General features: G+C 64.9%; 18 protein-coding genes, 1 pseudogene and 1 riboswitch. Of the genes and pseudogenes, 9 read left to right on the top strand and 10 right to left on the bottom strand.

The window, feature by feature from the left end:
- Window positions 1–88 precede the first annotated feature (88 nt).
- Window positions 89–878 (top strand): annotated as a pseudogene (locus BLQ75_RS21530) (IS5 family transposase).
- Between the two features lie 581 nt (window positions 879–1,459).
- Here the strand turns inward: BLQ75_RS21530 and BLQ75_RS23205 are convergent.
- Together BLQ75_RS23205 and BLQ75_RS21520 are read right to left on the bottom strand one after the other, a co-directional pair.
- Complete coding sequence (locus tag BLQ75_RS23205) at window positions 1,460–2,416, bottom strand: terpene synthase family protein (protein WP_170837621.1); 957 nt, start codon at window positions 2,414–2,416, stop codon at window positions 1,460–1,462.
- Between the two features lie 114 nt (window positions 2,417–2,530).
- Entirely contained in the window at window positions 2,531–3,883 is a 1,353-nt protein-coding gene (locus BLQ75_RS21520) for a cytochrome P450 (protein WP_092604488.1), read from the bottom strand.
- 1,670 nt (window positions 3,884–5,553) lie between these two features.
- On the opposite strand from BLQ75_RS21520, the gene BLQ75_RS21515 reads away from it, so the two are divergent.
- The 5 genes from BLQ75_RS21515 (at window position 5,554) to BLQ75_RS21495 (ending at window position 10,408) form a co-directional block, all read left to right on the top strand.
- Window positions 5,554–6,174: a CHAP domain-containing protein gene (locus BLQ75_RS21515; RefSeq protein ID WP_092604502.1), complete on the top strand. Its 621-nt coding sequence runs from the start codon at window positions 5,554–5,556 to the stop codon at window positions 6,172–6,174.
- Window positions 6,175–6,458: 284 nt separating this feature from the next.
- Window positions 6,459–6,630: riboswitch (cobalamin riboswitch) on the top strand.
- Window positions 6,631–6,722: 92 nt separating this feature from the next.
- Window positions 6,723–7,688, top strand: a complete 966-nt coding sequence (locus BLQ75_RS21510; RefSeq protein WP_092604487.1) for an ABC transporter substrate-binding protein — start codon at window positions 6,723–6,725, stop codon at window positions 7,686–7,688.
- Window positions 7,685–8,827: a FecCD family ABC transporter permease gene (locus tag BLQ75_RS21505; protein ID WP_244515839.1), complete on the top strand. Its 1,143-nt coding sequence runs from the start codon at window positions 7,685–7,687 to the stop codon at window positions 8,825–8,827. The genes BLQ75_RS21510 and BLQ75_RS21505 overlap by 4 nt, the downstream gene beginning before the upstream one ends.
- Window positions 8,824–9,609 carry an ABC transporter ATP-binding protein gene (locus BLQ75_RS21500; RefSeq protein ID WP_092604486.1) on the top strand — a complete coding sequence of 262 codons (786 nt, stop codon included), beginning with the start codon at window positions 8,824–8,826 and terminating at the stop codon, window positions 9,607–9,609. The genes BLQ75_RS21505 and BLQ75_RS21500 overlap by 4 nt, the downstream gene beginning before the upstream one ends.
- 52 nt (window positions 9,610–9,661) lie before the next feature.
- Window positions 9,662–10,408, top strand: a complete 747-nt coding sequence (locus tag BLQ75_RS21495; RefSeq protein WP_092604485.1) for a (2Fe-2S)-binding protein — start codon at window positions 9,662–9,664, stop codon at window positions 10,406–10,408.
- Between the two features lie 237 nt (window positions 10,409–10,645).
- Here the strand turns inward: BLQ75_RS21495 and BLQ75_RS21490 are convergent, their stop codons facing one another.
- From BLQ75_RS21490 to BLQ75_RS21475, 4 genes are all read right to left on the bottom strand, one after another.
- Window positions 10,646–11,527: a glycoside hydrolase family 18 protein gene (locus BLQ75_RS21490; protein WP_170837620.1), complete on the bottom strand. Its 882-nt coding sequence runs from the start codon at window positions 11,525–11,527 to the stop codon at window positions 10,646–10,648.
- Between the two features lie 423 nt (window positions 11,528–11,950).
- Window positions 11,951–12,940, bottom strand: coding sequence for an NHL repeat-containing protein (locus BLQ75_RS24345; protein WP_244515838.1), 990 nt, complete (start codon window positions 12,938–12,940; stop codon window positions 11,951–11,953).
- 149 nt (window positions 12,941–13,089) lie between these two features.
- A complete protein-coding gene (locus tag BLQ75_RS23200) occupies window positions 13,090–13,680 on the bottom strand; it encodes a hypothetical protein (protein WP_139183061.1) in 591 nt (196 codons plus the stop codon).
- 1,129 nt (window positions 13,681–14,809) lie between these two features.
- Window positions 14,810–15,115 carry a hypothetical protein gene (locus tag BLQ75_RS21475; protein ID WP_211481539.1) on the bottom strand — a complete coding sequence of 102 codons (306 nt, stop codon included), beginning with the start codon at window positions 15,113–15,115 and terminating at the stop codon, window positions 14,810–14,812.
- Window positions 15,116–15,170: 55 nt separating this feature from the next.
- On the opposite strand from BLQ75_RS21475, the gene BLQ75_RS21470 reads away from it, so the two are divergent.
- The 3 genes from BLQ75_RS21470 (at window position 15,171) to BLQ75_RS21460 (ending at window position 18,960) form a co-directional block, all read left to right on the top strand.
- Window positions 15,171–15,584, top strand: a complete 414-nt coding sequence (locus BLQ75_RS21470; protein ID WP_425286480.1) for a TetR family transcriptional regulator C-terminal domain-containing protein — start codon at window positions 15,171–15,173, stop codon at window positions 15,582–15,584.
- An 890-nt stretch (window positions 15,585–16,474) separates the two neighbouring features.
- A complete protein-coding gene (locus BLQ75_RS21465; protein WP_092604481.1) occupies window positions 16,475–17,788 on the top strand; it encodes an NAD(P)/FAD-dependent oxidoreductase in 1,314 nt (437 codons plus the stop codon).
- Between the two features lie 548 nt (window positions 17,789–18,336).
- Entirely contained in the window at window positions 18,337–18,960 is a 624-nt protein-coding gene (locus BLQ75_RS21460) for a TetR/AcrR family transcriptional regulator (protein ID WP_092604500.1), read from the top strand.
- 641 nt (window positions 18,961–19,601) lie between these two features.
- Here BLQ75_RS21460 and BLQ75_RS21450 read toward each other — a convergent pair.
- The 4 genes from BLQ75_RS21450 to BLQ75_RS21435 form a co-directional block, all read right to left on the bottom strand.
- Window positions 19,602–20,957 (bottom strand): flavin monoamine oxidase family protein, encoded by a 1,356-nt coding sequence (locus BLQ75_RS21450; RefSeq protein ID WP_092604479.1) that lies wholly within the window; start codon window positions 20,955–20,957, stop codon window positions 19,602–19,604.
- 468 nt (window positions 20,958–21,425) lie between these two features.
- Complete coding sequence (locus tag BLQ75_RS21445) at window positions 21,426–22,178, bottom strand: SDR family NAD(P)-dependent oxidoreductase (protein WP_092604478.1); 753 nt, start codon at window positions 22,176–22,178, stop codon at window positions 21,426–21,428.
- Window positions 22,179–22,186: 8 nt separating this feature from the next.
- Window positions 22,187–23,539 (bottom strand): MFS transporter, encoded by a 1,353-nt coding sequence (locus BLQ75_RS21440; protein ID WP_170837619.1) that lies wholly within the window; start codon window positions 23,537–23,539, stop codon window positions 22,187–22,189.
- An 87-nt stretch (window positions 23,540–23,626) separates the two neighbouring features.
- The gene (locus BLQ75_RS21435) at window positions 23,627–24,202 is read right to left on the bottom strand and encodes a DUF5825 family protein (RefSeq protein ID WP_092604476.1); all 576 of its coding nucleotides are present in this window, start codon (window positions 24,200–24,202) and stop codon (window positions 23,627–23,629) included.
- Window positions 24,203–24,227 lie beyond the last annotated feature (25 nt).

Genomic DNA, 24,227 nt, shown 5'->3' with positions numbered 1-24,227 from the left:
CTAGGGCGTGACTGGTGGATCTTGTGGTCGTTGGTCAGGTGTGTCGTATGGCGAGTTGTCCGATCGGGAGTGGGAGCGGTTGGAGCCGATGTTGCCGCAGGTCACGCCGCAGCGGGGTGGTCGGTGGCGGGAGCATCGGCAGGTGGTCGAGGGCATGATCGTCACAGACCGCGCCAGCTGCCCGTGGCGGGACCTGCCGGAGCGGTTCGGTCCGTGGCAGAGGAGTGCAGTCTCGTTTCTACCGGTGGGCCGCCGGCGGCACCTGGGATCGGATCCTGACCGAGCTGCAGCGGGCCGCCGAGGCCGCCAGTGAGGTGGACTGGACGGTCAGTGTGGATTCCACCGTGGTGCGCGCCCACCAGCACGCCGCCGGAGCAAAAGGGGGGCACCCGCAAGCACTGGGCCGGTCCCGAGGAGGGCTGAGCACCACGATTCACCTCGCTGTCGACGGACGAGGCCGTCCGCTGAGTCTGCTGATCACGCCGGGACAAGCCGGTGATGCTCCGCAGTGTCTGCCGTTGTTGGCGGCCATCCGAGTTCCCCGCCCAGGGCGTGGGCACCCGCGCACCAGACCGGTGCGCATCATTGCCGACAAGGCCTACTCCTCACGAGCAATCCGGGCCCACCTACGGCGTCGCGGCCTCGCCGCCACCATCCCGGAACCAGCCGACCAGGCCGGACACCGCCACAGGCGAGGCTCGGCGGGAGGCCACCCACCCGCCTTCGAGCCCACTGTCTACCGGCAGCGCAACATCGTCGAACGCAGCATCAACCGCCTCAAGCAATGGCGCGGCATCGCCACCCGCTTCCACACCAAAGCCCACTACTTCCACGCCACCCTGACCCTAGCCAGCATCCTCCTCTGGCTCCGCACCTGATCCACCAGTCACGCTCTAGCTGATCCGGGCGCACCCGTCGTTTCGGGTGCGCCCTCGCGGGGCCGGTTCTTCCGGTGATCAAATGAAGGGGCCACCGAATCCGAGCCAAAGGGGTGTTCAGGATCAACGTATCCGCTGACCGAGCACCATCTACCCGGCGGATCGCGCGCATCACGGGCTTGAGTTCGAACGCTCTTCGAATACTGATAAGCTGATTTCCAGGTCGCCGAAGCCGATCCATGGGATGCCACAGCGTTGTGGCATGTGCTGAACTCCGACTCGAATCCTCGTTGACGACACGATAAAGGCAAGCGAACCGATCCAGGATCGGTAACGTGATCCGACCAGGAAGTCAATACTCTCTGATCTAGGAACGATGTCCGACCACCGAGGACCGTCACCGCAGCGCAACCAGCGTGACAGTACTACACGCTCGTCCCGAAAAACCTACCATCGTTTCAGTGAAATCTTGTTTCCCACTTCTGCGCACTATCAGATTACCTTCCTGGCAACGAATCCCATCCTCCGCGTCTGACCACGATCGATCGGCCCGAACAACCGAATTTCTGGGAACACAAGGGTTACACGTACCACCACCAGGCGATCGAGGGGAGACCGGGCGGGGGTTCCAGTCTCTCATCCGACGGGGTGTCACAGATCGCGAAAGATGTTTTTCTCCGACCATATCTCCCATTTTCCGACGCCCAATCGAGGTTTGCCCTGATTCCTTGTTTCACCAGCCGAGCGAACCTGACGATATCATTACTGATAGAGATTTTTTCGAGTTTCCGCTCACAGGCGAGAAAGAGGCGGAGGATGCGATCCCGCAACGCCACTCCTTGTCGCAGCGCTTCGACAAGACCGATACTTTTCTCCCGCATCAGCACGGAAAACAGATGCTGCGACAACGAGCGCTCCTTGTCTTCTTTCTGGAACGAATACCGATCGTTGTCGAGAATCAGAACCGTGACCGCGCTTTCCAGCATCGCCTGGACAAGTGGGTCATTGATCTCCTCGTCGGAAAGGTGGATCTGCTCAGCCAGGGCGACGAGATGATAGACCGCCTCACCAGCGCTGTCCTGCTCTCGGAGGTGCACGTACTCGTCCAGGGAAGGTAAGCGTTCGTTCACGTGATTGCTGTGTCGCCAGCACGCCGCGAACAGCCATGCCCGATGCGCATCGACGAACCGACGGAACTGCGCGCTGCTACCCAGTTCTCGCAGTTGGTTTCCAACGTCCTGCAGCGCCGCGGACCAAGGATTGCTACGGATGGGCGGGGATGGACAGGTCAACGCACGTTGCGTGGTGGCGACAACGACCGGGAACGCGTGGGGGAGTTGAGTGTCCAGGTAATCATCGAAAGCGAACCCCCATGAATTCCAGCACGATATCGCTTTCAATCGCGTGGGAGTCGCCGTCGGCGCGAACCGCCCCATGAACATCGCGGAGCGCACGATATCGGCATAGTAGGAATCGATCCCGAAAGAAGCATTCCACACCTTGATCCTGCGCTCTGCTTGCTCCACAGCTGGATTCATCGCCGATGAAATTTCGGGAGGACACCAAAAAGGGGGAACATCTGACATCATTCTTCTCTGATTCCATTTCGTTCGTTGCCTCCCCCACGAGGCCCTGATGCTCTCGCGCGGTGTTCACCAACGGCGGGCGATGGCACGCACGCGCAGCGCACGGGGGGATAGTGAAACCCCCAGAGCAGGTCGGACGTACTGGCCCGACACCCCCTGCAACCTCCATCGAGACACGATGGTCGCCAGCGCCAGGGTGACCTCTGTCAGAGCGAACTCAGAGCCGATACACTTACGAGCCCCTCCCCCGAAGGGGATAAATGATTCAGAGGACGGCTTGTGGTTACCGTCCCAGCGATCCGGATCGAAATATTCCGGTCTGCTGTAGATATCTCGGTCGTGGTGGACAAGATAGGGGCTGTAGACGATATGGGTACCGCGGGGGATGTCGTACACGCCGAGGCGTACGTCGGTGGTTGTCACTCGTGTGAACAGCCAACCTGGTGGATACAGCCGCAGCGTTTCGGTGACCACCCGAGAGACCAGCTCCAGTTCGGGAAGATGTTCGTAACGGGCCGCGGAGCCATCCAGCACCCCGCTGGTCTCCGCGTACAGCTTCTGGTCGATATCGGGGTGCTGGTCCAGGAGGTACATCGCCCAGGCGAGGGTGGAAGCGACAGTCTCGGTTCCGGCAACGAAAAACGTCAAGAGCTGATCAACCAGTTCTGATTCGGAGAACTTCTTCTCTTCGTTCCCGGGATCACTGACACGCAGTAACGCGGACAGCAGGTCGCCTTGATCGCTGTCACGCGGCCGACGGTCGGTCACGATCCCCGCCAGGATTCCGCGCAGGCGTGCGCGAGCCCGGAGGTAGCGGCGATTGCCCGAGGTGGGCAACCTCCCGAGTGGAGCGGGGAGGAGCATCCGCCGATACATGCCTGCGAAAAGCGTCGATACGTCGGTCAGCATGTGGCCACGGGCCGACGACGAGTGCGCGTCAGCTCCGATCATGTCCAGCAGGACGCGGGAGCTCACCGTGAACATCTCCCTGGGCAGGTCGAGGATCTCCTCATCGCACCAGGAGCCGGTCACCTCCGTGGCCACCCGGGTCATGACCTGTGCGTATCCGGGAAGACGCTGGGAATGGAATGCGGGCTGGATCAAGCGTCGTTGCCGACGATGATCTCCATAAGGACAGCTTCCGAGCCCATTGCCAGCGATTTCTCGCGCTCGTGCATAGAAAGGACCACCTTTGTCGAAGGAGCGGTCATCACGTAGTACGTGACGGGTCATCCCGGGATCACATACCACCACGGCCGTGGCCGTCCCCAGGTGAATACGTACCAGGGGTCCGTACCGTGGCAGGTTGGAAAGGAACGTCAACGGATCACGCAACAACGGCACGAGATGACCGAGTGCCGGCTCGCGCTTCGGTGCGACGGGGATGGAAGCCAGCTTCCGTCCGGCCAGTTCACGCATCGCGCTCTCCTCGGTTCTCCCCAGGAGTAACGTTCTGGGGCATCACTCATCCCTCCGGTCCTACCAGTCGGGTTCAGTCAGTGCTCTTGTCCATTCCGCCGATCTGTTCGCGCAACGGGTTTCCGTTTTTCCGATCGCCGCACGGACAGAAAGAGATATCTTTTCCTGTGTCGACATTTTCCCGTGGACACATTTTCCCGATTCCGAATCGAGTCCTACTACCTCACAACCCGGTTACCCATATTTTCCGAAACGCCATGGAACATCACCGAACAACCACTCCGTTCGGAGCATGATCGCCGGCGACGCAACTGGCGACTTCCTGGTTCTACCTCCGAGCGGCAACCTTGCACGCTCCTAAAGCAGGACCGAACACTCGACAAGATTCGGATCACAGCAAACGAAACCACCAGAATATCGCATCGCTACTTTTTGCGCGGCAATAGACAAATTATACACAAGACCGTTTCCGGTCAACGCTTCCACACACAACACACCCCAAAGAGTGAAAACCAGTCACAAACTAACACGATCAGATGAAACAAACTGGTTCCAATTGACATTTTCAGTGGGCAACAATATTCTAATTGGTTTAGTGAGCACTAGATGCCAGCACCCACGCGAACTCTTCGAGGAATGCCGTTCCGGTCATCGTCCGACGTGCGTGACAAGTGACCACCGGGCTCTTACCGTCGGTCGCGTCACAGCATGGGAGGGAGGTGACGAGCCGAGAGAGGCTTCGTGAATGTCGGCATGGTGCCTCCAACGAGCGCACGGCCGACGAGTCCAGTGCGGCCGGCCGAGGTCGCGTCCAACCACACACTGGACGAAGCCGACTCCGGAACCGTGAACCGCATCTCAGTGAACGATCACCGGACGATGCGCCGTTGTCACAGCACACGACAGTACTCGTCATGTCCGTAGGAACGATCATCGGCGTAGACCTCGGCCACACACAGGTGGCCACCATCGCCGCACCGACCGGAGGAAACAGCTGAGTCACGGCGTGGCGGTTTCCACAGCTCAACGACGTCTTCATCCGAGCTGGAACGCACACCCCGGATCATCATGTGGTTCCTGCCGACCCCAGACCAGGCACTCTTCGACCGGTCCGGGGGCCATCTCGCAGAGCTCGCACACGCGCGGTACCGGTCTCCCAGCACTGTGGCCTCGTTGACTGCCTCCTGATATACACTCCCCGGTCGCGGCAACTCAACGATCTCCTTCCCCACAGCGATGTACCGGCCGGACATCTGACACTCCGCCGCGCAGAATTCCAGAACAGCCGGAAATGATCCATTGACCGATCGGGGCACTGCCGAGCATCACGAACTCGAAGATGCTCAGCACGGGAACCGTGTCGATCCGAGGCGCTGACGAGCGGCGAGGCCCCGGAGGCACCTCGCGGAGCGCCGCCGGGGGACGGCGAAGCCAAGGGACCTCGTCGGGGTGTGCGGCGGGGCGCGGTTCGAGGGAACCACCGGGCACGGTAGTCCCTTCCGGCGGCAGCGCCGTGCCGTGGACGAGCTCGGCGGCGTCCCCGGTTCCCGGCTCCACTCGTGCGGCCGACGAACGCTGACACCGTCTTCAGTCCGCGAGGTGCTTCCGGCCCCCGGAAGAGGGGTATATCGGGTGGTGACCCCGTCAACACCGAGCAGGAGGAGCTGGGCGTGACTCAACGTGGTGATCGGACCGACGAACCGGACGCACACCGTCCGCGCGGCAGGACGCGCGTACTGGGCGTGGTGACGATCGTGTCGGTGGCGCTCGCGACCGCGGTCGCCGTCCTCGCGCCTTCCCCACCCGAACCCCCACCCGGGGACAGGGCACCGCCGGTGATCAAGGCCGACCCCGGCACCGTGCGGGCGGAGATCGTCACGGCGGCACGGACCGAGCTCGGCACCGAGGAGACGGGGAAGAACTGCCACGAGTACTCCGAGCAGTGCGTGCCCTGGTGCTCCCTGTTCGCCATGTCGACCTGGGAGCGGGCGGGCGTGGACGTCGAGCACGAGGAGTTCGCCTTCACCGGCGACGTCTACAGCACCGGACGGACCAAGGGCACGGCCTACGACAGCGGGCAGCTCGACAACGTCAGACCTGGTGACGTGCTGCTGTTCGGCTCCGGCCCGGCGACCCCCCAGTCCAGCCGCCACATCGGTGTGGTCGAGAAGATCCGGGGCGAGACCGTGACCCTGATCGAGGGCAATACCGGCGACGACCCCGACCGAGTCATGCGCAAGAGGCACGAGCTCAACGAGAACACCTTCTACGGCGGCGTACACCCCTGGTGAAGATGCCCAACGGCCTGAAGGAAGCATACGAGGCGGTGACTACCTTCGGGCGTTTCGTGCTCTCTCGAACACGCTGCGTCACCAATTTCCGTTATTTTTTCGTGATCCCCAACCGGGGCATCACACCGACGACACCGGCCCACCTCCCCCACAGGCCACCACGAACAGCACCTGGTGACAGGCTCTGTCGATGCCCGCCGGCCATTGTCGTCGGCTCGGGTGACGGCGAGGTCGAGTCAGTGGGGTATGTCATGCGATGCACCAACACCGTGCTCCGGGCGTGTAGCTTCAGCCTCCGCCGCAGTGCTCGGGAAGCCGGTGAGAGTCCGGCGTGGTCCTCGCCACTGTGACCGGGGAGCGTTCCCGCACCACCACGCCACTGGCCGAAGCGCCGGGAAGGCAGCGTGAACGCGACGATCCGGAAGCCAGGAGACCGGCTGCGGCGCAGGTATCGCTCGACGATGGATTGAGGACAGATGCGCCACTCGGCGACATGTATCGCCGCCCGGCCCCGCGCCGGACGCGACCGGTCACGACGCGTTGCCACGATGCTCGCCGCGCTGACGCTGACAGCGCTGATCGCCGGATGCGGAACCACCGGAACGCGCACGGACACCGGGGGACCACAGGAGGCTCCCGCCGGATTCCCCGTCACGGTCACCAACTGCGGGGAGACCACGACCTACCAGCGTCCGCCGCGGCGCGCGGTGACGATGAACCAGCACACCACCGAGATCATGCTCGCTCTCGGTCTGTCGGACCGCATGGTGGGCACCGCCTACCTGGACGATCGCATCCTGCCGGAGTACCGCGACGACTACCGGCGAATCCCGGTGCTGGCCGAGCGCTACCCCTCCTACGAGGTGTTACTTGAGAAGGCTCCCGACTTCGTCTACGGCGGTTACACCTCCGCGTTCAGCCAACAGGAGGGGCGTTCGCGTCAACGACTGCGCGAGGCCGGCATCAGCACCCACCTGAACGTCGCCAACTGCACCGACGGGCAGGTGGGCCTCTCCGAGGTCTACGAGGAGATCCGGACGATCGCGAAGATCTTCGATGTGCCGGAACGCGCCGCGGAGCTCATCGACCGTATGAAGACGACACGGTCGAAGGCCGAAAGCGAGCGGGGTGCTGTGAAGCCGGTGAGCGTGTTCGTCTACGACAGTGGCACGAAGTCGGCCTACACCACGGGCGGTGACGGGATCGCCAACGCGATCGTGCGAATGGCCGGCGGCCACAACGTCTTCGCGGACCAGCACGAGGTCTTCGTGGACGTCTCCTGGGAACAGGTGCTCCAGCGACGTCCCGAGTGGATCGTGATCCTGGACTACGGATCGACCACGGTCGAGCAGAAGAAGAGCGCGCTGCTGAACAAGCCCGCACTGGCGGACATCCCCGCCGTCAAGCACCAGCGGTTCGCGGTACTGCCGCTGTCCTCCGCGGTCGCCGGAGTGCGCGTACCCCGCGCCGTGGCCGAGCTGAGTGAACAACTGCATCCGGGGCAGTACCGATGAGCGGCGAGGTGCGAAGCTCGGCGAGCACCGTACCGCAGGGAAAGGCTCCGTCAGCGGAACCGCCCCGCCCCGCCCCGGAACGCGTCTCGCCGCGTGAGCGGCGGCTTCCCTACCCGATTGTGCTGGTCCTGCTCGGCGCCGCGCTGGCGGGGGCCGTCGTCGTCAGCCTCGCCGTCGGTTCGGTGTCGCTGCCCCCGACCGATGTGGCCGCCATCCTCGTGCGCCAGGTGGTGCCGGGATGGAGCGATCCCGGCTGGCCCGCCACTTACGACACGATCGTGTTGGACGTGCGGTTGCCCCGGGTGCTGCTCGCCGGAATCGTCGGCGCCGGGCTCTCGGCCGTCGGGACGGCCCTGCAGGCACTGGTTCGCAATCCTCTCGCCGATCCCTACCTGCTCGGGATCTCCTCGGGGGCGTCCCTGGGCGCCGTGGCGTCACTGGTCTCCGGAATCATGGTTCTCGGGACGCTCGCCACACCGATGGTGGCCGCGTTCGTCGGCTCGATGATCACCCTGGTCACGGTCTACGCTCTCGCCAATTCGGGTGGACGAATGACCACCACCCGTCTCGTGCTCGCCGGTGTGGCGGTGTCCTACGTGCTGTCCGCGCTGGCCGACCTGTTGCTGAGCACCGCCGCCGATCCGCACCTGTTGTCCTCGATCAGGTTCTGGACGTTGGGCAGCCTCGCCGGAGCGGAGTGGCGGACCCTGCCGATACCGACGACCGTCGTACTGCTCGGCCTGGCCGCTCTGCTGTGGCGAGCCGGCTCACTGAACCTGCTGGTCGCGGGCGAGGAGTCGGCCGGAACCCTGGGGCTGGACGTGCACCGCTTCCGCACCGGCATGTTCGTGCTGGTGTCGCTGATGACCGGCGCGATGGTGGCGGTCAGCGGCTCCATCGGGTTCGTCGGCCTGATGGTGCCGCACGCGGTGCGCATGCTGGTCGGGGCGGATCACCGGCGCGTGCTGCCGACAGCGGCGTTGCTGGGAGCGACGTTCCTGATCATCGCCGATCTCGCCGCCCGGACCGTGGCCGCGCCGCAGGAGATCCAGCTCGGGGTGCTCACCGCGTTGTGCGGCGGCCCCTTCTTCGTGTGGCTGCTGCGCCGCCAGGCGCGTCGGGAAAGGGCGGTCCGATGAGCCATCACGAAGTTCACCCGGCCGAGTTGGACATCAGGGAAGTCACCCACACCGCCGGGGACCGTGAAGTCCTCTCGCGCGTGTCGCTGACGGCAGCACCGGGCGAAGTGGTCGGTGTGGTCGGCCCCAACGGAGCCGGAAAGTCGACCCTGCTGCGCACGGCCTACCGTCAGTTGCGGCCCACCCACGGGCGGGTTCTCCTCGACGGCACGGACGTTTTCCGGACACCGCGTCGGTCACTGGCACGACGACTGGCGGCCCTGCCGCAGGAGCTCCCCGCCGAGTTCGAGCTGACCGCCCACGACGTGGCAGCGATGGGACGAACACCGCACCGGCGGAGAATCGGCCGGGACCGCCTCGGCGACGAGCGGATCGTGACGGTGTCGCTGGAGATGGTCGAGATGGCCGAGTTGGCCCACCGTTCGTTCGACCAGCTCTCCGGCGGGGAGAAGCAGCGGGTGCTCATCGCCCGAGCACTCGCGCAGGAGCCGGGAATGCTGGTACTCGACGAGCCCACCAATCACCTGGACATGCGTCACCAGTTCGATGTGCTGGCACTCGTGCGGCGGCTGAACGTGACGACCCTCGCGGCGCTGCACGACCTCAACCTGGCCGCCCGGTTCTGCGACAGGATGTGCGTGCTGGCCGCGGGCGAAGTGGCGGCGATCGGAACTCCCGCCGAGGTGCTCACCGAATCACTGCTGTCCGAGGTGTACGGCGTGCGGGCCGAGATCGGCACCCATCCCCGCACGGGCGCTCCGACCGTCCTCTTCGGAAACTGACTCACCCGTCACCGTGGGTGCCCGGCCCCTGCCGTTGTTCTCCAGGAGAGACATGAGTACACACGCGAACCAACTGCTCACCCGCACGCTCGACGGAATGGACCCAGCCGAGCACGCTCGGCTGCTCACCGACGAGAACTGCGGACAGGTACCCGCGTCCCTCATCGAGGACCCCGACTGGATGAGCGAGCAGCTACGGTTGCGTGGTCGGATCTGGAACACCGACGACGCGCGTGTCCTGGCCACCCTGTGGTGGTTCTCGACATCGACCAGACTGATCACACCATCGGTGGCCTCGTTCGTGGTCACCGGTGAGGCGCTGTCACCCCGGCTGGAGGACCTGTGGCTGCACTGGCACCCGGACAGCAGGCTGTCCGGCGTGACCTCGGTGAACGTGCTCACCGGCAGCCCAGCTCTGGAACCCCTGGCCGCAGGACTGCGGCGGACCCTCGAACGGAGCATCACCTCGGTAGCCGCCACCGCCCGGATCCGGCACCGCCCCCTCTGGGCGATCGCGACCGACGCCATCGCCGGATGCCTGCTCTGGGCCGGACGTGCACGAGGTACGCCGGAAAGCGCCACCGCCCTGGCCGAACCACTGGTCGCGGCCATCGACGCTCCGATGCCCGCACCGCGCTACACCGAGATCGACTCTCCCTCGGGGACTTCCCGGCTGTTCACCAAGCGGACCTCGTGCTGCCTGCTCTACCGGGCACCCGGCGAGGACAAGTGCTCCTCCTGCCCCGGCCGCCCTCCCGAGCAACGGCACGCACTGCTCCGCGAGAACTCCCCGCACTGACGGTGCTGACCCGGCTGTAACGCTGGAGCATCCCGACGGCTCGGGGCGCGACACGGCGCCCCGCACCACCGTGGAACGAACCGGAAAGGGGCTCACACGCTGAATCGGAACCGGTTCTGCTGCCTCGTCCGCGCGACTTGCTCGTCGGCGAGATCGGGAATGCCGCTGCACCGGGAATCTCGGGCACCGAACCGGATGTAGCAGTCACGGGTTCCGGCGAGTGGCGACTCGGGCGGATCAAGCCTCTCGTAGGGCCGTGGAGATCTCCTTCGCCCACCTCCAGGGAGCGTCCTCATACTTCGGATCGTTCTCACTTCCACCCGCAAGATGGTATTCCCAGCCGAAGATACCGGCGAATTCAGGACGCTCCCAACGCAAATCCCGAACGATCTCCCGCAGCTTGCTCAGTTCGATGTAGTCCTTGCAGTGCTTGTTGTGGGTAACGACCCCGGCCACGATCTTTTCCGCCGGTATACCGCTCTTGTCGACGACATCGAGGTAGTTGTCCTTGGAGGACATGTCACCCCAGCCGCAGTAGAACTGCGCGTGGAACCTGGTGATCTTCGCCCCGTGGGTCCGGTACAGCTCCCGGTACCGAACACCCGACATTCCGCCCTCGTCCTGGGTCAGCTCGCTCGCCCCCGGGGCCAGTGAGATCGTGAAGTCCTCGGGGAAGTCTTCCCGCAGCGCGTCGATCACCTTCCGCACCGTTCCGGTGGGGTCTCTCATCTCCTTTCCTTCCCTCTCGATGTCCAGATCGACACCGCTCATCCGGTACTGGGCCACGAAATCCCTGAGCAGAGGGTAGTATCGTCGAAACTCGTTCTCGAGCCGGATGAACGTTCCCGGTGCGTCACCTCCGACGAAAGCGTGGACATCCACCTCCTCACGAATCAACGCCAACTCGTCCCACATGGGCAGGAGCTTCGGGTCTTGCGGAACAGTGTCGTTGATCGTGAGCGGCTTGTCCCTCTCCTGATCGTCATCCAGGTTGTTGAGATGGATGGCACCAAGATTGATGTCCGTCACTCCGGCATCGTTGCGCACCAGTTCCGCCGGAGGAACGAGCGTTTCCTGCTCGTCTTTGGTGGCGAAGTGCGTCTGGTAGTAAAGAATCATTCGCTTGTCGGATTCGGGTTTACCGTCATGCCGCGCTTGTTCCGTACGCGTGGACGTCCCGTCTTCCGGCATTCAGCTCGCCTCCTCACAGGTTCGGCCTCAGACTGTGCCCGTGTGAGCACGATCACCGACGTGGAGAGTAGTCGTGCCGATGAACTCCGGTCCATACAGATCACACCAGAGAATGAAGCCAAACATTCAGAGGAACTCGCGGAACGACCTCGCCCCGGATAAGGGGAGGGTTGAACATGTTGGCCGCGTGGAGCGGTGGCGATCTCGGGAAGTCCGCGCCCACGTACACGGCCGTCACCCGTTCTCGCCCGCACTGTCGGTGTGCCCGGCGAGGGCCCGGGGTCACCCGTAGCTGAAGTGGCGTTCTACCCATGTCAGGGTGATGTGCCGCAGCCAGTGGGGACTGACCCACTATGTGGCCACCCACGGCAGATACCGGCCCAGCCGGTGCCACAAGTGGTCGTAGCGTCGATGCGCCAACGCTGTCCCGCCGCGACAGCTCGGCACCCGACCATCCCGGGGAAACATGTGCACCCTCTTGTCCGCGTTGCTCCCGCACTCGCCGCACGACAGGACCGACCGCCACCAGCAACCACGTCGTTCTTCTCCCGCGACAGCACCAGACACTGCTCCGGGGCGAAATCGCCCACCATCAGCCTGCGCGTTGCTGTCGACGACGGTCACCACGCCGGTCCCGTCCACGCTCACATCGAACGGATAGTACAGCCGCGCCTGGGTGGCCGGGATATCGTCCTCATCGCTCGTACCGCCTCCGGTAACCTTGGTCAGCTGAGCGGAGGGCGTTTTTTTCCAAACCGCGGCGTCTTTACCACTGTCGATGACGAACAGGTTGCCCGTTGATCCGACGGCGAGTGCTTCCGGGTAGGCAATCTTTTTGTTGAGATCGGCGATATCGACCATTCGATTCCGCGTTTCCCCTCCTTTCTTGTGAGCTTCCTCCACCTTCTTGTTGAGTTCCTCTTTCAAATTTTTCTTCTGTTGCTCGCTCAGATCTTTTCTTCGTTCCACCATCTTTCCGACCATGAGGTAGCACAGCGGAAGCGGCACTTCCTCGGGGAGCACGTACGACAGCACCACGCAATAGCACATCGCGTTCTCGCACTTTTGCGTCAGCGCAGTCTTTTCAAAATTGTACTTCCACAAGTACGTGTCGACGCGCACTATGACTTCGTCGATGACTGTGACCGAATTTTCGATCTGATCGAACACTCTCACTCCGTAGTTGCCCAGCAGAGTGTTGAGCGCGGCCTTGAGGCCGGATCCCACTGCCTCCTTGAATCCCTTGTCACTACCCTCCAGCAGTCCGTCGATCGTTTTTTGGACCTCACTAACTCGTTCTCGAATACTTGGTCGAGTATCACCGGACGATTCCCCGGTCACGTTTCGACCACTCCCGGTATCGGTACGGATCAGACCCGGCTCCCGGACGACTCCCACTATGAGGATGACAGTGGAAAATGGCGCGTTTCGCGTGTCCACTGAGAAAACCGTTGCGACATACGCCATCATTCCGGGAACGGCGATAGCGACTACGGAGGGGTCAAGTTGTTGGGGACTTGAATAAATGTGCAGTAGTGATCGGGACTATAAAACACATTCCCGGTCGCCGTGTCCCGGACGAGCCGCCTGTCCATACGGGTTCCTTTGTTCGCCCCCCGGAGTTGCGCATCGTATTCCTGCAGCGTGTTGCGGACCCCTTGGGGGATCACGAACGGCGAGCCACGTCTCGTGGGACAATTTTTGTTCTTGTACTTGTTCGTGTAACTTCGATTTTCAAAAGGCCCTCCGTACGAGATGCGCTTATACTGTCCCGTAGGCTTGTTGGTACTATGGTTCCGTTCGGCGAGGTAATAATCGTAGTTACCAGACTCCTGGGGGGATGGCCACGGCCCCGTAACCCTTGTTTGGGCGAGTGTCTCGATATAGCGCTTATCGCGGTACTTCTCCTCTTTCCCATAAGGGGCGTTCCGCCACAGATCGACACCGTACATGGCGTCAACGTTGGCCTGATTTTGATCCATATTGGACCGAAAATCGTTGTTGATGGTGATCTCCTGCTGTCCTTGAACCGGGCTCGGCGACACCAGCGACAGAGTCACCACCACGGCGCTGGCGAGCAAAGACTTCCTGCCCCGTGACCCCCGTCGAAATGTGTTCCGAGGCGCACTGCCACGATATCGTGTTCGGCCGTCCATGACGTCTACCTCCTGGCACTCACAGCGAAAACAATTCAAAAATAATTTTTCATCATCATGTCGCGAGCGACGAGCATGAGAAATAGATTCAGGTTGTCGTGTGGCCACTGCTCATCATGGGGAAACCGCTCGTTTCGAAGGGTGGCACGAGAGCGGAACGACAGCAACACGAGAAAGGAGAGAGTCAACGATACCCACCGTACGAGAGCGAAAACGAATGATGTTGAGATCGTGTCTCGTGCGGTGCGGAACGCGGGTGGCTCGCTCGATCGTGACCGGTGGTGGATCGGGCCCGGACGGCGCTCAGGAGACATTTACCGCGCCCCTGGCACCCTGTCGACCAGCGGAGCGTTTCGGACGGACAACGGTGGAGCGGCCCCTCGCCGAGGCTCACGCCGGTACAGGCAGCGACCGGGGCCCGTGCGGGCGAATGCTCCCCACACCGATGGGTGAGTCGAAAAGTGCCTCCCACAAACTTTTCCGGAAGGCACCGGTGGCTGCCGGTCCGAGTTCGAACATGCGGGCCACCCAGCCGACGTACTTCTCGGTTCGCTGCTCGACGATCCCCTCGTCCGCGTTCGGTCGGCCGCTTCGGCTCCTTTTCTCCGTTCCTTGCTTTCCTTGTCCGCGTATCTGTGGTGATCGCTCCCTCGTCGATACGTCGGACTCGGCTTCACCGTCGAACCCCCAAACCACCGCACAACCCACTCTCCACCGCCGTCCGCGCGAGCGCGGAGCCCACGGCGTCTCGCAGCGGTGGGGCAGCTCCGTGTCCGATTCCGGAAGAGCCATTCCCCGATCCAGGAGGTGGACGCGGCGCAGGCTCCGTAGTCAAGCAGGACCTCGAACCGGATCGCGCTTCCTCGCCCGAGTGGTTCGTCCGCACCCCGCGTCCGAGGCCACCCGTCCGCCGGGCGTCGATGTCGATCTGCGGGCTCTCGTGTCCCCTCGGCGGCACTGCCTTCGGTGACGCCAACACGGTCACCCATTCGCTGGGGTATTCCGTTCAACAGCACGCTCGGCCAGCAGGACAGGGAATGCAGCCGGTACTGGTCTACGTGGTACGAAACCGGCCCGGTTCGACCTCCGCGACACGCCCTTCGGTCATCAACCGCTCCAGATGCCGCACCGCCGTTCTCCGCTCTACCGGCCTCACGTGCGGTCCTTCGACGTGGGGCCGGTAGACCAGCCTGTGCTCGACGATCTCCTCGCTCGTCCGCGGCTCGCTGAGCAACGCCAGCAACGTCTCCTCCCGCCGCCGCACGACACCGACGAAAGCGTCGAGCCGCCGCCGGAACTCCGCGGCGCCCTCGATCACCCCCTTCTGGTGGGACGTGCCCGCGCGTCGAACTCCCGGCACCGGCGCATCGAGGCCTCGAAGTCCGCGAGACTAGCGACTCGAAACCACCGAGACGCTGGCAGGACTGCTGTCACTCATCACGGGCTGGATGCACGACGAGAGCGCGTTCGACGTGGTGAGCAATGGAGTGCTACTGGAGGCCATGCGCGAGTCCGAGCGAGACCCGGCGCTGCGCCACCACCTCTCCGCTCTGCTGGCCGAATACCGGCGATCGCTGGCCGAGCTGGTCGACACCGAGCAGCACCGCGGCACCGTCGCCACGGGCCCGGCACCGTCAGCGCTGGCAACTCTGCTCCTCGCCACCTGCGACGGACTGCTGTTGCACGCGCTGCTGGACCCCGAACTCGACGTCGTCGAAGCCACCCGAGCCCTGCACGCACTGCTGGGCACGCAGCCCGCGACCTCGAAACGTCAACCCGACTCCCCCACAGCCGAGCCCCGGTCGCGAACCACACCGGACCATGAGTGAACATTCCGCGATCCCCGGTACGACCGCGCACTCGACCCACGTGGCGACCAAGCAGTGCCTAGCACTGGTGATCCTGATCCTGCGCGTGTACACGACCATGCTGGACATCGCGATCACGCCACAGCACAGGTCGACTTCGTACTCCGGGTTCCCGCCGCCCGGACCGGCGCCCGCGGTGACGGGTCCGCCGCGCAGGTGGTGGCGGACCCTCTCACCGCCGACCTCCTCGACACCGACATCTCCTCGCCCCGATTGGCCGCGGCACCGGTTGCCATACCGGTTCACCCGTCGGTCACCGACCGGCCGCACGGATCAGCGACGCGAACAACGGTCCCGTGACTCTCGTAGCTGCCCTGGCCGTGACCGCGACGAGACCAAACGCGCTGCGGTGCGCCGGGGAGCGGGGAGTCGCCGCCCGGTTGGTCACGACGAAGAAGCGCCGCCCCCACCCGATCCGGCAAGCGAACCCCGGAGCAGGACGAAGCGGCACGCGAAGCTCCTTCCCGAGCAGCCCGAGGTTTCGGCACAGGTGCCGGGCCATCCGCCGTGCCGGTGACCTCACCCGCTCGCGCGGCTGTCGCACGCCGAACAGCTGCCCGGGCGCCGATGTCACGGGCTCACCACCCGCACTGGCGACGTTGATCGCCGCCGCCAGCGATGGGGTGCCGCTGCGCTCACTCCTGGACTCTGAGCTCGCCTCGACATCGGCGAGGCAACCGGGGCGCTGTTCGCGTTCCCGCGCGCTTACACGGCAGCTGGACGGCGAGTCGTCCCTCCAAGCGCGAACAGCTCCGACACGTGGGCCTGCCCAAACACCACCCGAACCGAATCTCGTCCCGATACCCCGTTCGCCCCCCTCGCACGTGGGGACATGAGCAGAGGAGACAACCATGCCAACGAGGACAACCGACAGTGTGAGCTACTCGACGTGCACCGGGTGGTGCGAGCGGCCCACCGATTTCGCGCCAGCGCTCGGAGGGGAGGTCCAGTGCGATGTCGCCGTCGTCGGCGGTGGCCTTGCCGGAATGGCATCGGCACTGCGGCTGGCCGAACGCGGAGCCGATGTGGTCCTGCTCGAAGCCGGGTACTGCGGCTGGGGTGCCAGCTCACGCAACGCCGGCTACCTGTCGAACGCGCTGGCCGGTGATCCGCAGCTGCTTCGCCTGCTGTACCGGAGCCAACTCCGAGATCTCACTCGCTATGCCGAGAACTCGGCACGCTTCACCGAGAGATTGATCGAGCGACTCGGCATCGACTGCGAGTACGACCCCACCGGCAACGTCAACGCCGCCGTCTCCACCGGACAGCTCAAACAGTTGAGGAAGAGCATGCGGATCCTCCGCGACGCGGGGGCGGATGTGGAGTTCGTCGACGGCCGTGACTTCGGCCTTCCGGAGACCTTCCTGGGTGGTGTCTTCGAGCGTGGCGGGGGCCTGCTGAACCCGGGCAAGCTCGCGTTCGGATTTCGCGACACGCTGCTGGCGTCAGGAGCGAAGGTGTTCGAGCGGACGGCGGTGCGAGCCGTCGAGCCCGAAGACACGGGAGTTGTGCTCGATGTTCCCGGCGGCCGCGTCCACGCCGAACGGGTCGTGCTCGCCACCAACGCCCACTCCCGAGACCTCGCGATCGCACCGGGTGGGATCACTCCCGTATGGACCAGCGTGGTCGAGACCGAACCGGTCGATCCCGACCGGTTGGCAGCGATCGGCTGGACGAGTCGTACCGGCATCATCACGCCACACACGATTCTTGAGAACTACCGGCGCACCGCCCGCGGCACGATCCTGTTCGGTACCCGACAGCTCCAGGCGGCACCGAGGACACTGGGTGCCCGCGAGCCGGACCGTGCCGTGGTGGAGGATCTCGTCCGCGGCTTCCACGAGCGGTTCCCGTCGCTGCGCTACGTCGCACCGCAGCGGGCGTGGGGCGGATGGGTCGCGGTGACGTCGTTCCTCCCGGTCGCCGGGGAAGTCGCGAAGAACGTCTTCTACGCCGTCAGCTGCAACGGGCACGGTCTCGCCCAGTCGCCCTACCTCGGCACACTGTTGGCCGACCGGCTCGCCGGCGACGAGCTCCACGAGGATCTGCGCACGGTATGGCGCCCGCGTCCACCACACCTGCCCTCATCCGCCCTCAGCACCCCGATCTTGCGGGCCGCGTGGGCGACCGACCGGATCTCGGACCGCTTCAGTCAGCGGCGCTGAGGGGTCTCTCGACGCCGACGCCGAGGCACGAGCGACTCACGGGCCCCGAGTTCACCCGGCGGGTTCGACTGCTTCGTGCCCCACGTTTCCCACGGACGAAGTTCCCGTCCCGCTCGGATTCCGCATCGGGTGCGGGGAGGTGGGTCGCTCACGTGAGCGACGAGCTTCTCCTCACCCTCGGTGCCCGTGGACACGGGAGGGAAAGCGAGGGGACATCACGTCCCCAGCATCATCGACCATCTACGATACCGCGGTGGCACAGGTGTCCACGGAAGCGGACGAGTCCGTGAGGGCGGCCCGCCCACCACGTGCCGTCCCGCACGCCTGTGGAACCGAGCACGTTGTCGAGGCGGAACTCGCCGTGAACGATTCTGGACGGCCGAGAAAGCGTCGATCCGCGCTCGTGGCGCGGCCCCGAGCGGCCGAGGGCGACTTCACCCGCGACCGAACCGGCCGAAACCCGGATACCCGACCAACCCCGAGTGGCCAGCGAAGATCGCGACACACCCACACCCGTTCCCGGGGCAGGATTGATACAGTCTCGAATCGTGCTCGAGAAAAAGTGGACTTCCTTGGCCCCCGAGCGCCCGGCCCCGGTGCAACGCCGCGGGGTCGAGCGCGTGCAGGCCCTCCTCGACGCCGCGGAGGCACTGCTCGGCGAACAGGGTTACGAGGCCGCCACGCTCAAGGCGGTCAGCGAGCGGGCGGGCATTCCCGTCGGGTCCGTCTACCACTACTTCTCCGATCGCCAGCAGGTCGACGCCGAGCTGCTGCAGCGCCATCTGCACGAGCTGGAAGCCAGTCTCAGTACCGCCCTGGAGGATCCCGCGTCGCGCGGGCTGCACGACCTCACGGACGCGGTCATCGACCGCTACCGGGACTACTTCCGCCAGCATCCCAGTTGCGTGGAGCTGTGGTTCGCGGACCGCCACACGGTGCTCAGCGAGCTGGTCCGCGCGTTCGACGAGTCACAGGCCGAGCGGCTCTGGCACGTCCTCGTCGAGCGCGAACTCCTTCCCGCCGACACTCCCCGATTCGTCCTGCGGTTCGCCTTCGAAGCGGGCAACCGACTCTTCGACGTCGCGTTCCGCCACTCCCCGACGGGCGACGAGACCACCATCGACGAAGCCCGACGCCTGATCACCGCCTACATCGAAACGTACGCCTCGTGACCCCACGGCGCGGCGACTGAGAATCGATCGAACGGACCCCTCCCGAACTCCGCGTCCTCCCGCACGTCACCGCGACAGCGGCGGCATTCGGACGTAGCGCCGATACGGCGATTCCTTCGACCTCGTGGTCACCGGCAGCGATGCCGTGCCCAGCTCGCCGACCGGCACCCATCTCACTGCTTTGGCGGCGCTTCGGCACCTCTCGGGGCCCGTGCGAGCAAGCCCCCGGTTCAGCGAGGGCGGTGGACACGCTCACCAGCGGCTCGTGCCGTTCCGCTCCGCGAACGGGGCGCAACGTTGAAGCGGAACACCGTGAGGCGGGCGTTCGATCAGATCGAAACGCTGTCGCGGATTCTCCCCACCGCGGACCCCACTCCCGGCACCGTGTACGGCCGAGGCGGGGCGGGGCTCTCCGGCGAGCCCCGCCCGGTGGAGTACCTGAAGCCGGTACTCGACGAGCCCGGCCGGTTCGGGAAGGATCCGATGCGGATCGCCCGACGCCTGTGGACGTCGATCCAGCACCCGCGCGAGCCAGTTCCGAGCTGTCACGTACCGGCCGTCGAGGCGCGATTCGAACTGGCGAGATCAGCACCCCACGGGGTCTTCGCCGAAGAAAGAGGCCGCGACGCCGTGTCCGCTGGTCAGCGGTTCACGCTCGCGAGAACCGCCTTCGCCGCGTTCCTCCCCGACGTGGCCGCGTCGGCGAGCGAAGGCATCTCGAGCTGGTAATCACCGGCCAGCTGGATCGCCCCGAGGGGTTCGCGCAGCGTCGGCAGCGATTCCCGCCTACCGGGAGCCCAGAACGGCACGACGCGACGGTGGCGCCGCACGACCCTCTCCCCGAGCTTGCCCTCGAGCTGGGGATAGAGCGAGAGCAAGTCCTCGCTGAAACGCCCGATGATCTCGTCGTCGGAAAGCTCGAACAAGCCGTCGGCCACGGAACCACCGGCGAAGCACGCCAGCGCGCCGCCCGGCTTCCGTGAACCGCCCTTACGCTGGGCGGCAGCGTGATTGAACATCGCCTGGAACGAGAGCTGCGGCGTGGACACCCCGAAGTAGTCGTCCCAGGGTTGCGGCCCCTCCTCCTCGGTGAAGAAACCGACGATCACGTACCGACCGTAGCGAATGTCGTCGAACGCGTTGCGGTAGGCCTGCGGGAGTTCCGGAAGAATCCGCGCCGCGACGTCGCTGGGAACCGCGACGACGGCACGTTTCGCACGCACCCGCGCCGGACCGTCCTCACCGAGGTAGTTCACCACGACCCCGTCTTCGCTGTGCTCCACGGACCGGACGGCCGACCCGAGTCGAAGGCGTTCTCCGAGATCGGCGGCGAGAATGTCGGTCAACGTCTGGTTACCCCCGACCGGAAGGGCGAAGTTCGGCACCTTGGTCGGGTCCGTCAGGGCGATCCCGATCGACGTCACGAGCTGCTTCGCGGCCGTCTCCGCGGGGTCACATCCCATCCACTGCCCCGACCAGGAGCGGACCACGTCCCGCGTCAACTCGGAGCGGACGCCGCGAAGGAGGTCCGAGGCCAGACGCTTGTCGAGCTTGGCACGCACGTTCTTCGCCATGCGGCTGTCCGACTCCAGGAACGGGGCCGCCGAGAGGATGCGCGCGCCGACCATCGCCATACCGAGCCGATCCATGAAGCTCATGCGGGTGCGGAACGCGAGATCGAACAGGTTGGCCGTGTCGACCACTTTGCCGTTGAGGTCCAGCCCCACGCTCTTCCCGGCCAGCGACCCCATCTCGATGTCGTGGTGGTTGAGCGCGTCGATCAACGGCCCGGTCCCCTCGGTGAACTGTGTCCCCACGTTGATCCAGTAGTCGCCCTTCCGGACCGTCTCGACGCGTCCACCCGGCCGGTCCGCCGCCTCGAGCACAACAACGTCGGTCTCGCCCTCGAGCGTCGTCGCCGCCATCAGGCCTGCCATACCCGCACCGATGACGACGACCTCACGGGTCTCCTCGCGTACGTGTTGCGTCGCACTCATTCGCGCTCAACTCCGCGCTCGTAGATTAAAAAGTCGATTCGAGTTCGAGTTTACCTCATCATCGCTCACGGCGCGGCCGGCGACAGCTTCCGGACGAGGCAGCCCCGCTGTCCCACTCACGCGCCCACGGGAGCGGCCCCACCGGGACGACGCCCGCGAAGCTTCGCCACACCGAAGGCTCCGGCGCGGCAGCTGGCGGCCGGACGCGCCCGGCGCCGGGACGAGGTCACCGCCTCGATCAAGCGACTGTCCACGACCTCACCCCCGCTGGGCGATGGAGTGGATCAACGGACCGTGGGCCCTGTCCGGTTTGCCCCGCCCGCGCCACCTGGGACACCTCCCCGGACACGCCCTTGACGGCATCCAGGCGATTCGCCGATCCACAGCACGCGGTCACCACCCCGGTCGACAGAGAGCCCACTCCGGCCGAACGAAAGTTGTCGGCCGACCGGAACTGGAACCGGGGTCTCAGAAGAGCCGTCTCCACCCCGAATCGACCGGAATTCTGGCACCGTTGATGTATGAGGACTCCGGTGAGACCAGAAACTTGACGACGGAGGCCACCTCAGCCGGCTCGGCGAGTCGACGCTCGGGGAGATCGTCGGCCAGGTACTGGACGGTCGCGGCGGTGTCGTCCGCCGGAAGCCCGAGTTTTTCGAAGAACTTCGTGTTGGTCGGGCCGGGAGCCGCGCAGTTGACCCGGATGCCGGTCTCGGCGAGTTCCGAGGCCAGCGACATCGTTAGGGATTCGACGGCGGCCTTGCTCGACGCGTAGACGGCCTGCCCTCGTGTACCCACGTTGTCGATGGCAGTGCCGACGAACACGATCGCCCCGCCTGGTGAGAACAGGGGAATCATCTCCTGTACCAGGAAGAAGGGACCACGGTAGTTGACGGCGACTTGTTCGTCGAAATCCTCCGGCGTCACCGACCGCGCAGGCTGCGCCTTGCTGGCTCCGGCTGTGACCACGAGGCACTCGACTCCGCCCAGTTCCCGAGAGATCAGGTTCGTGAGATCGCGAATGCTGTCGAGTGATGTCAGGTCGAGGACAGCCGGGAGCACATCCCGACCGAGCTGGGCCGCGGTGGGCTCGATCGTCGGGAGCTCCCGTCCGGTGATCAAAACCCGGGCACCCGACCCCGCGAGCATCCCGGCCACGGCCGTCCCGATCCCGCTCGAACCTCCGACCACGACAGCGCGTCGTCCGGTCCACTCAGTCATCGAATCCCTCAGACAGCACGGGGCGGGGCCGCCGGGAACGGCGACCGGTACACGGTGTACACGCACGGAAGCGCGATCGTCGCGGTCAGAGCTCCCACCAGTACCGCCAGTGGAACCGAAGCAGCCGACGCCACGACGGTCGCCGCCCCGCCGGCGAGAGGTAACACGATGTCCTGACCGGTTCGGACTACGCCGTAAACGTTCGCTTGCAGGTCGTTCGGAGTTCTCTCCTGACGTATCACAGCCGCGCCCACGGCGACCAACAGGCCGCTGGCGGAGAACAGGACTTGGAAACCGATCAAGAACACCACCGGCGCGGTCAGATAAGCGACGGGGATGCACAGAAGCCCCAGCAAGGAGGTAACGAAGCCGCCGGTTACCCACCGCACCATGTTTCGGTCTTTGGTGAGCTTACCGATGAACACGGAGGACACGAGCGCGCTGATACCACCGAACGAAGTGATGGCCCCCAATGCTGTGGGGCCGACGCCGATGCTCTCCGTCGCGTAGACGACCCACAGCGAACCGATCATCGCCCCGCCGAAGTTGAGTACGAGCATGGTCAGCACCACGTTGCGCAGGACCGTGTCGCTAAGCAGCCTCGTCATACCCGACGACCATCCGATGGTCGGCTTGCACTGCTCCGGGACGGCGGGGGCCAGTTGTTTCTTCACCCCGCAGAGCAACAACCCCGACAGCAGGAAGCTCGCGGCGTCAACGAGGAGCGCTGTTCCACTGCCGGCGACTGCCACCACAGCCCCCGCCGCAGGCGGACCCGCGACATCAGCGGCCGCTTGCGCACGAGCGAACCACGAGTTCACGTTCCGCAGCTCCAGCCCGCTCACGGCGCGAGGCAAATACCCCTGCAACCCCACGTCGAACACGGCGGAGCAGCAGCCGCAGGCGAAGGTCACGACGAGCACCAGCAACCATCCCCCGCTGGTGATCCGCGGGATGATCAGCACCAAGCCGAGCAGTAGCACGGCGCGAAGAAGCTCGGCGGACGCGCAGATGCCGCGTAAGCGGTGAGTTCGATCGAGCGGGCGGCCGATGAGAAAGGCGCCGATTCCAGGGGCCGCGTAGACGGTGAACACCAGACCGGCCTCAGCGGGCGTCGCTCCCGCCGCCACAGTGAAGATAGGCAACGCCAGCAAGGTGAACCTGTCGCCTGTCTGTCCGATGAGGCGCGAGGTAATCAACAGCGGAACTGTGCGTTGTGGCAAACTCCGCCCTGGTCGGCGCGCTGTACGTGGCATGATCATGATTTCCCCGGGAAGCCGACCAAGGTCGTTCTGCTGGAATCGGTGATATCGGTGACAGTGCGCCACGTTGTTCCTCAGCACAACCTCGGCATGCGTCACGGGGGATACTGTGAGCATCCAGTTCCGAGGACGACTCCCACGAACCGGTGTCGTAGTCAGCACTGAGACGCGAGCCTCCGGACACCCTCAGATGGCCGAGAAAGGTATCGGCCATTGCCTGATCCGGTACGGCAGCACCAGAAACCCGCCCTCAGCGGCAATACCCAAGCCGTACTCCACGAGCTCTGAGCGCAAAGACTCGGAATTCCCCGTTTCACCGCCCCCCTCAGCGAGTTCGAGAAAAATCCTGGCTTCCTCTTCTTCGAGGGTCATCCGTGCGGCCGGTACGGTCGGACGAACGTCCTTGATGGAGACGAATCCGGGGCCCACCCGATAGAAGAGCTGCCCGTAGGAGTACAGGTCCAACCACGATTCCGCGTCGCTGTCCGGCAGGAAACTGAGCTCGTCGAGGTTCGCCGGTGGCGGCAAGTGCGTGAAGTCCGTGACGGAGAGGCCGTCCACCGGTGAGGCTCGCCAGTCGATCCTCAGCCCGTGTCCCACGGCGTCCCGAAGCAGGCGCACCGTATCGACCGAAGTTCGATCCGGGAGAGTGAGGTCAACGGGGTCGGTGATCACCAAGCCGCGCGCTCCGGAGGAGACGAAATCCTCGAGACGGGTGCGGACATCACTGGTGTCGTCAGTGACTGCGATTGTGGTGGTCAAGTCGGCTCCCTTCGTGCGGGCGGAC

This window comes from Actinopolyspora xinjiangensis (genome assembly GCF_900104475.1).
Taxonomy (GTDB): domain Bacteria; phylum Actinomycetota; class Actinomycetes; order Mycobacteriales; family Pseudonocardiaceae; genus Actinopolyspora; species Actinopolyspora xinjiangensis.
Note: the sequence above shows the minus strand (reverse complement) of the source record. Positions and strands in the feature narration are given on the sequence as shown.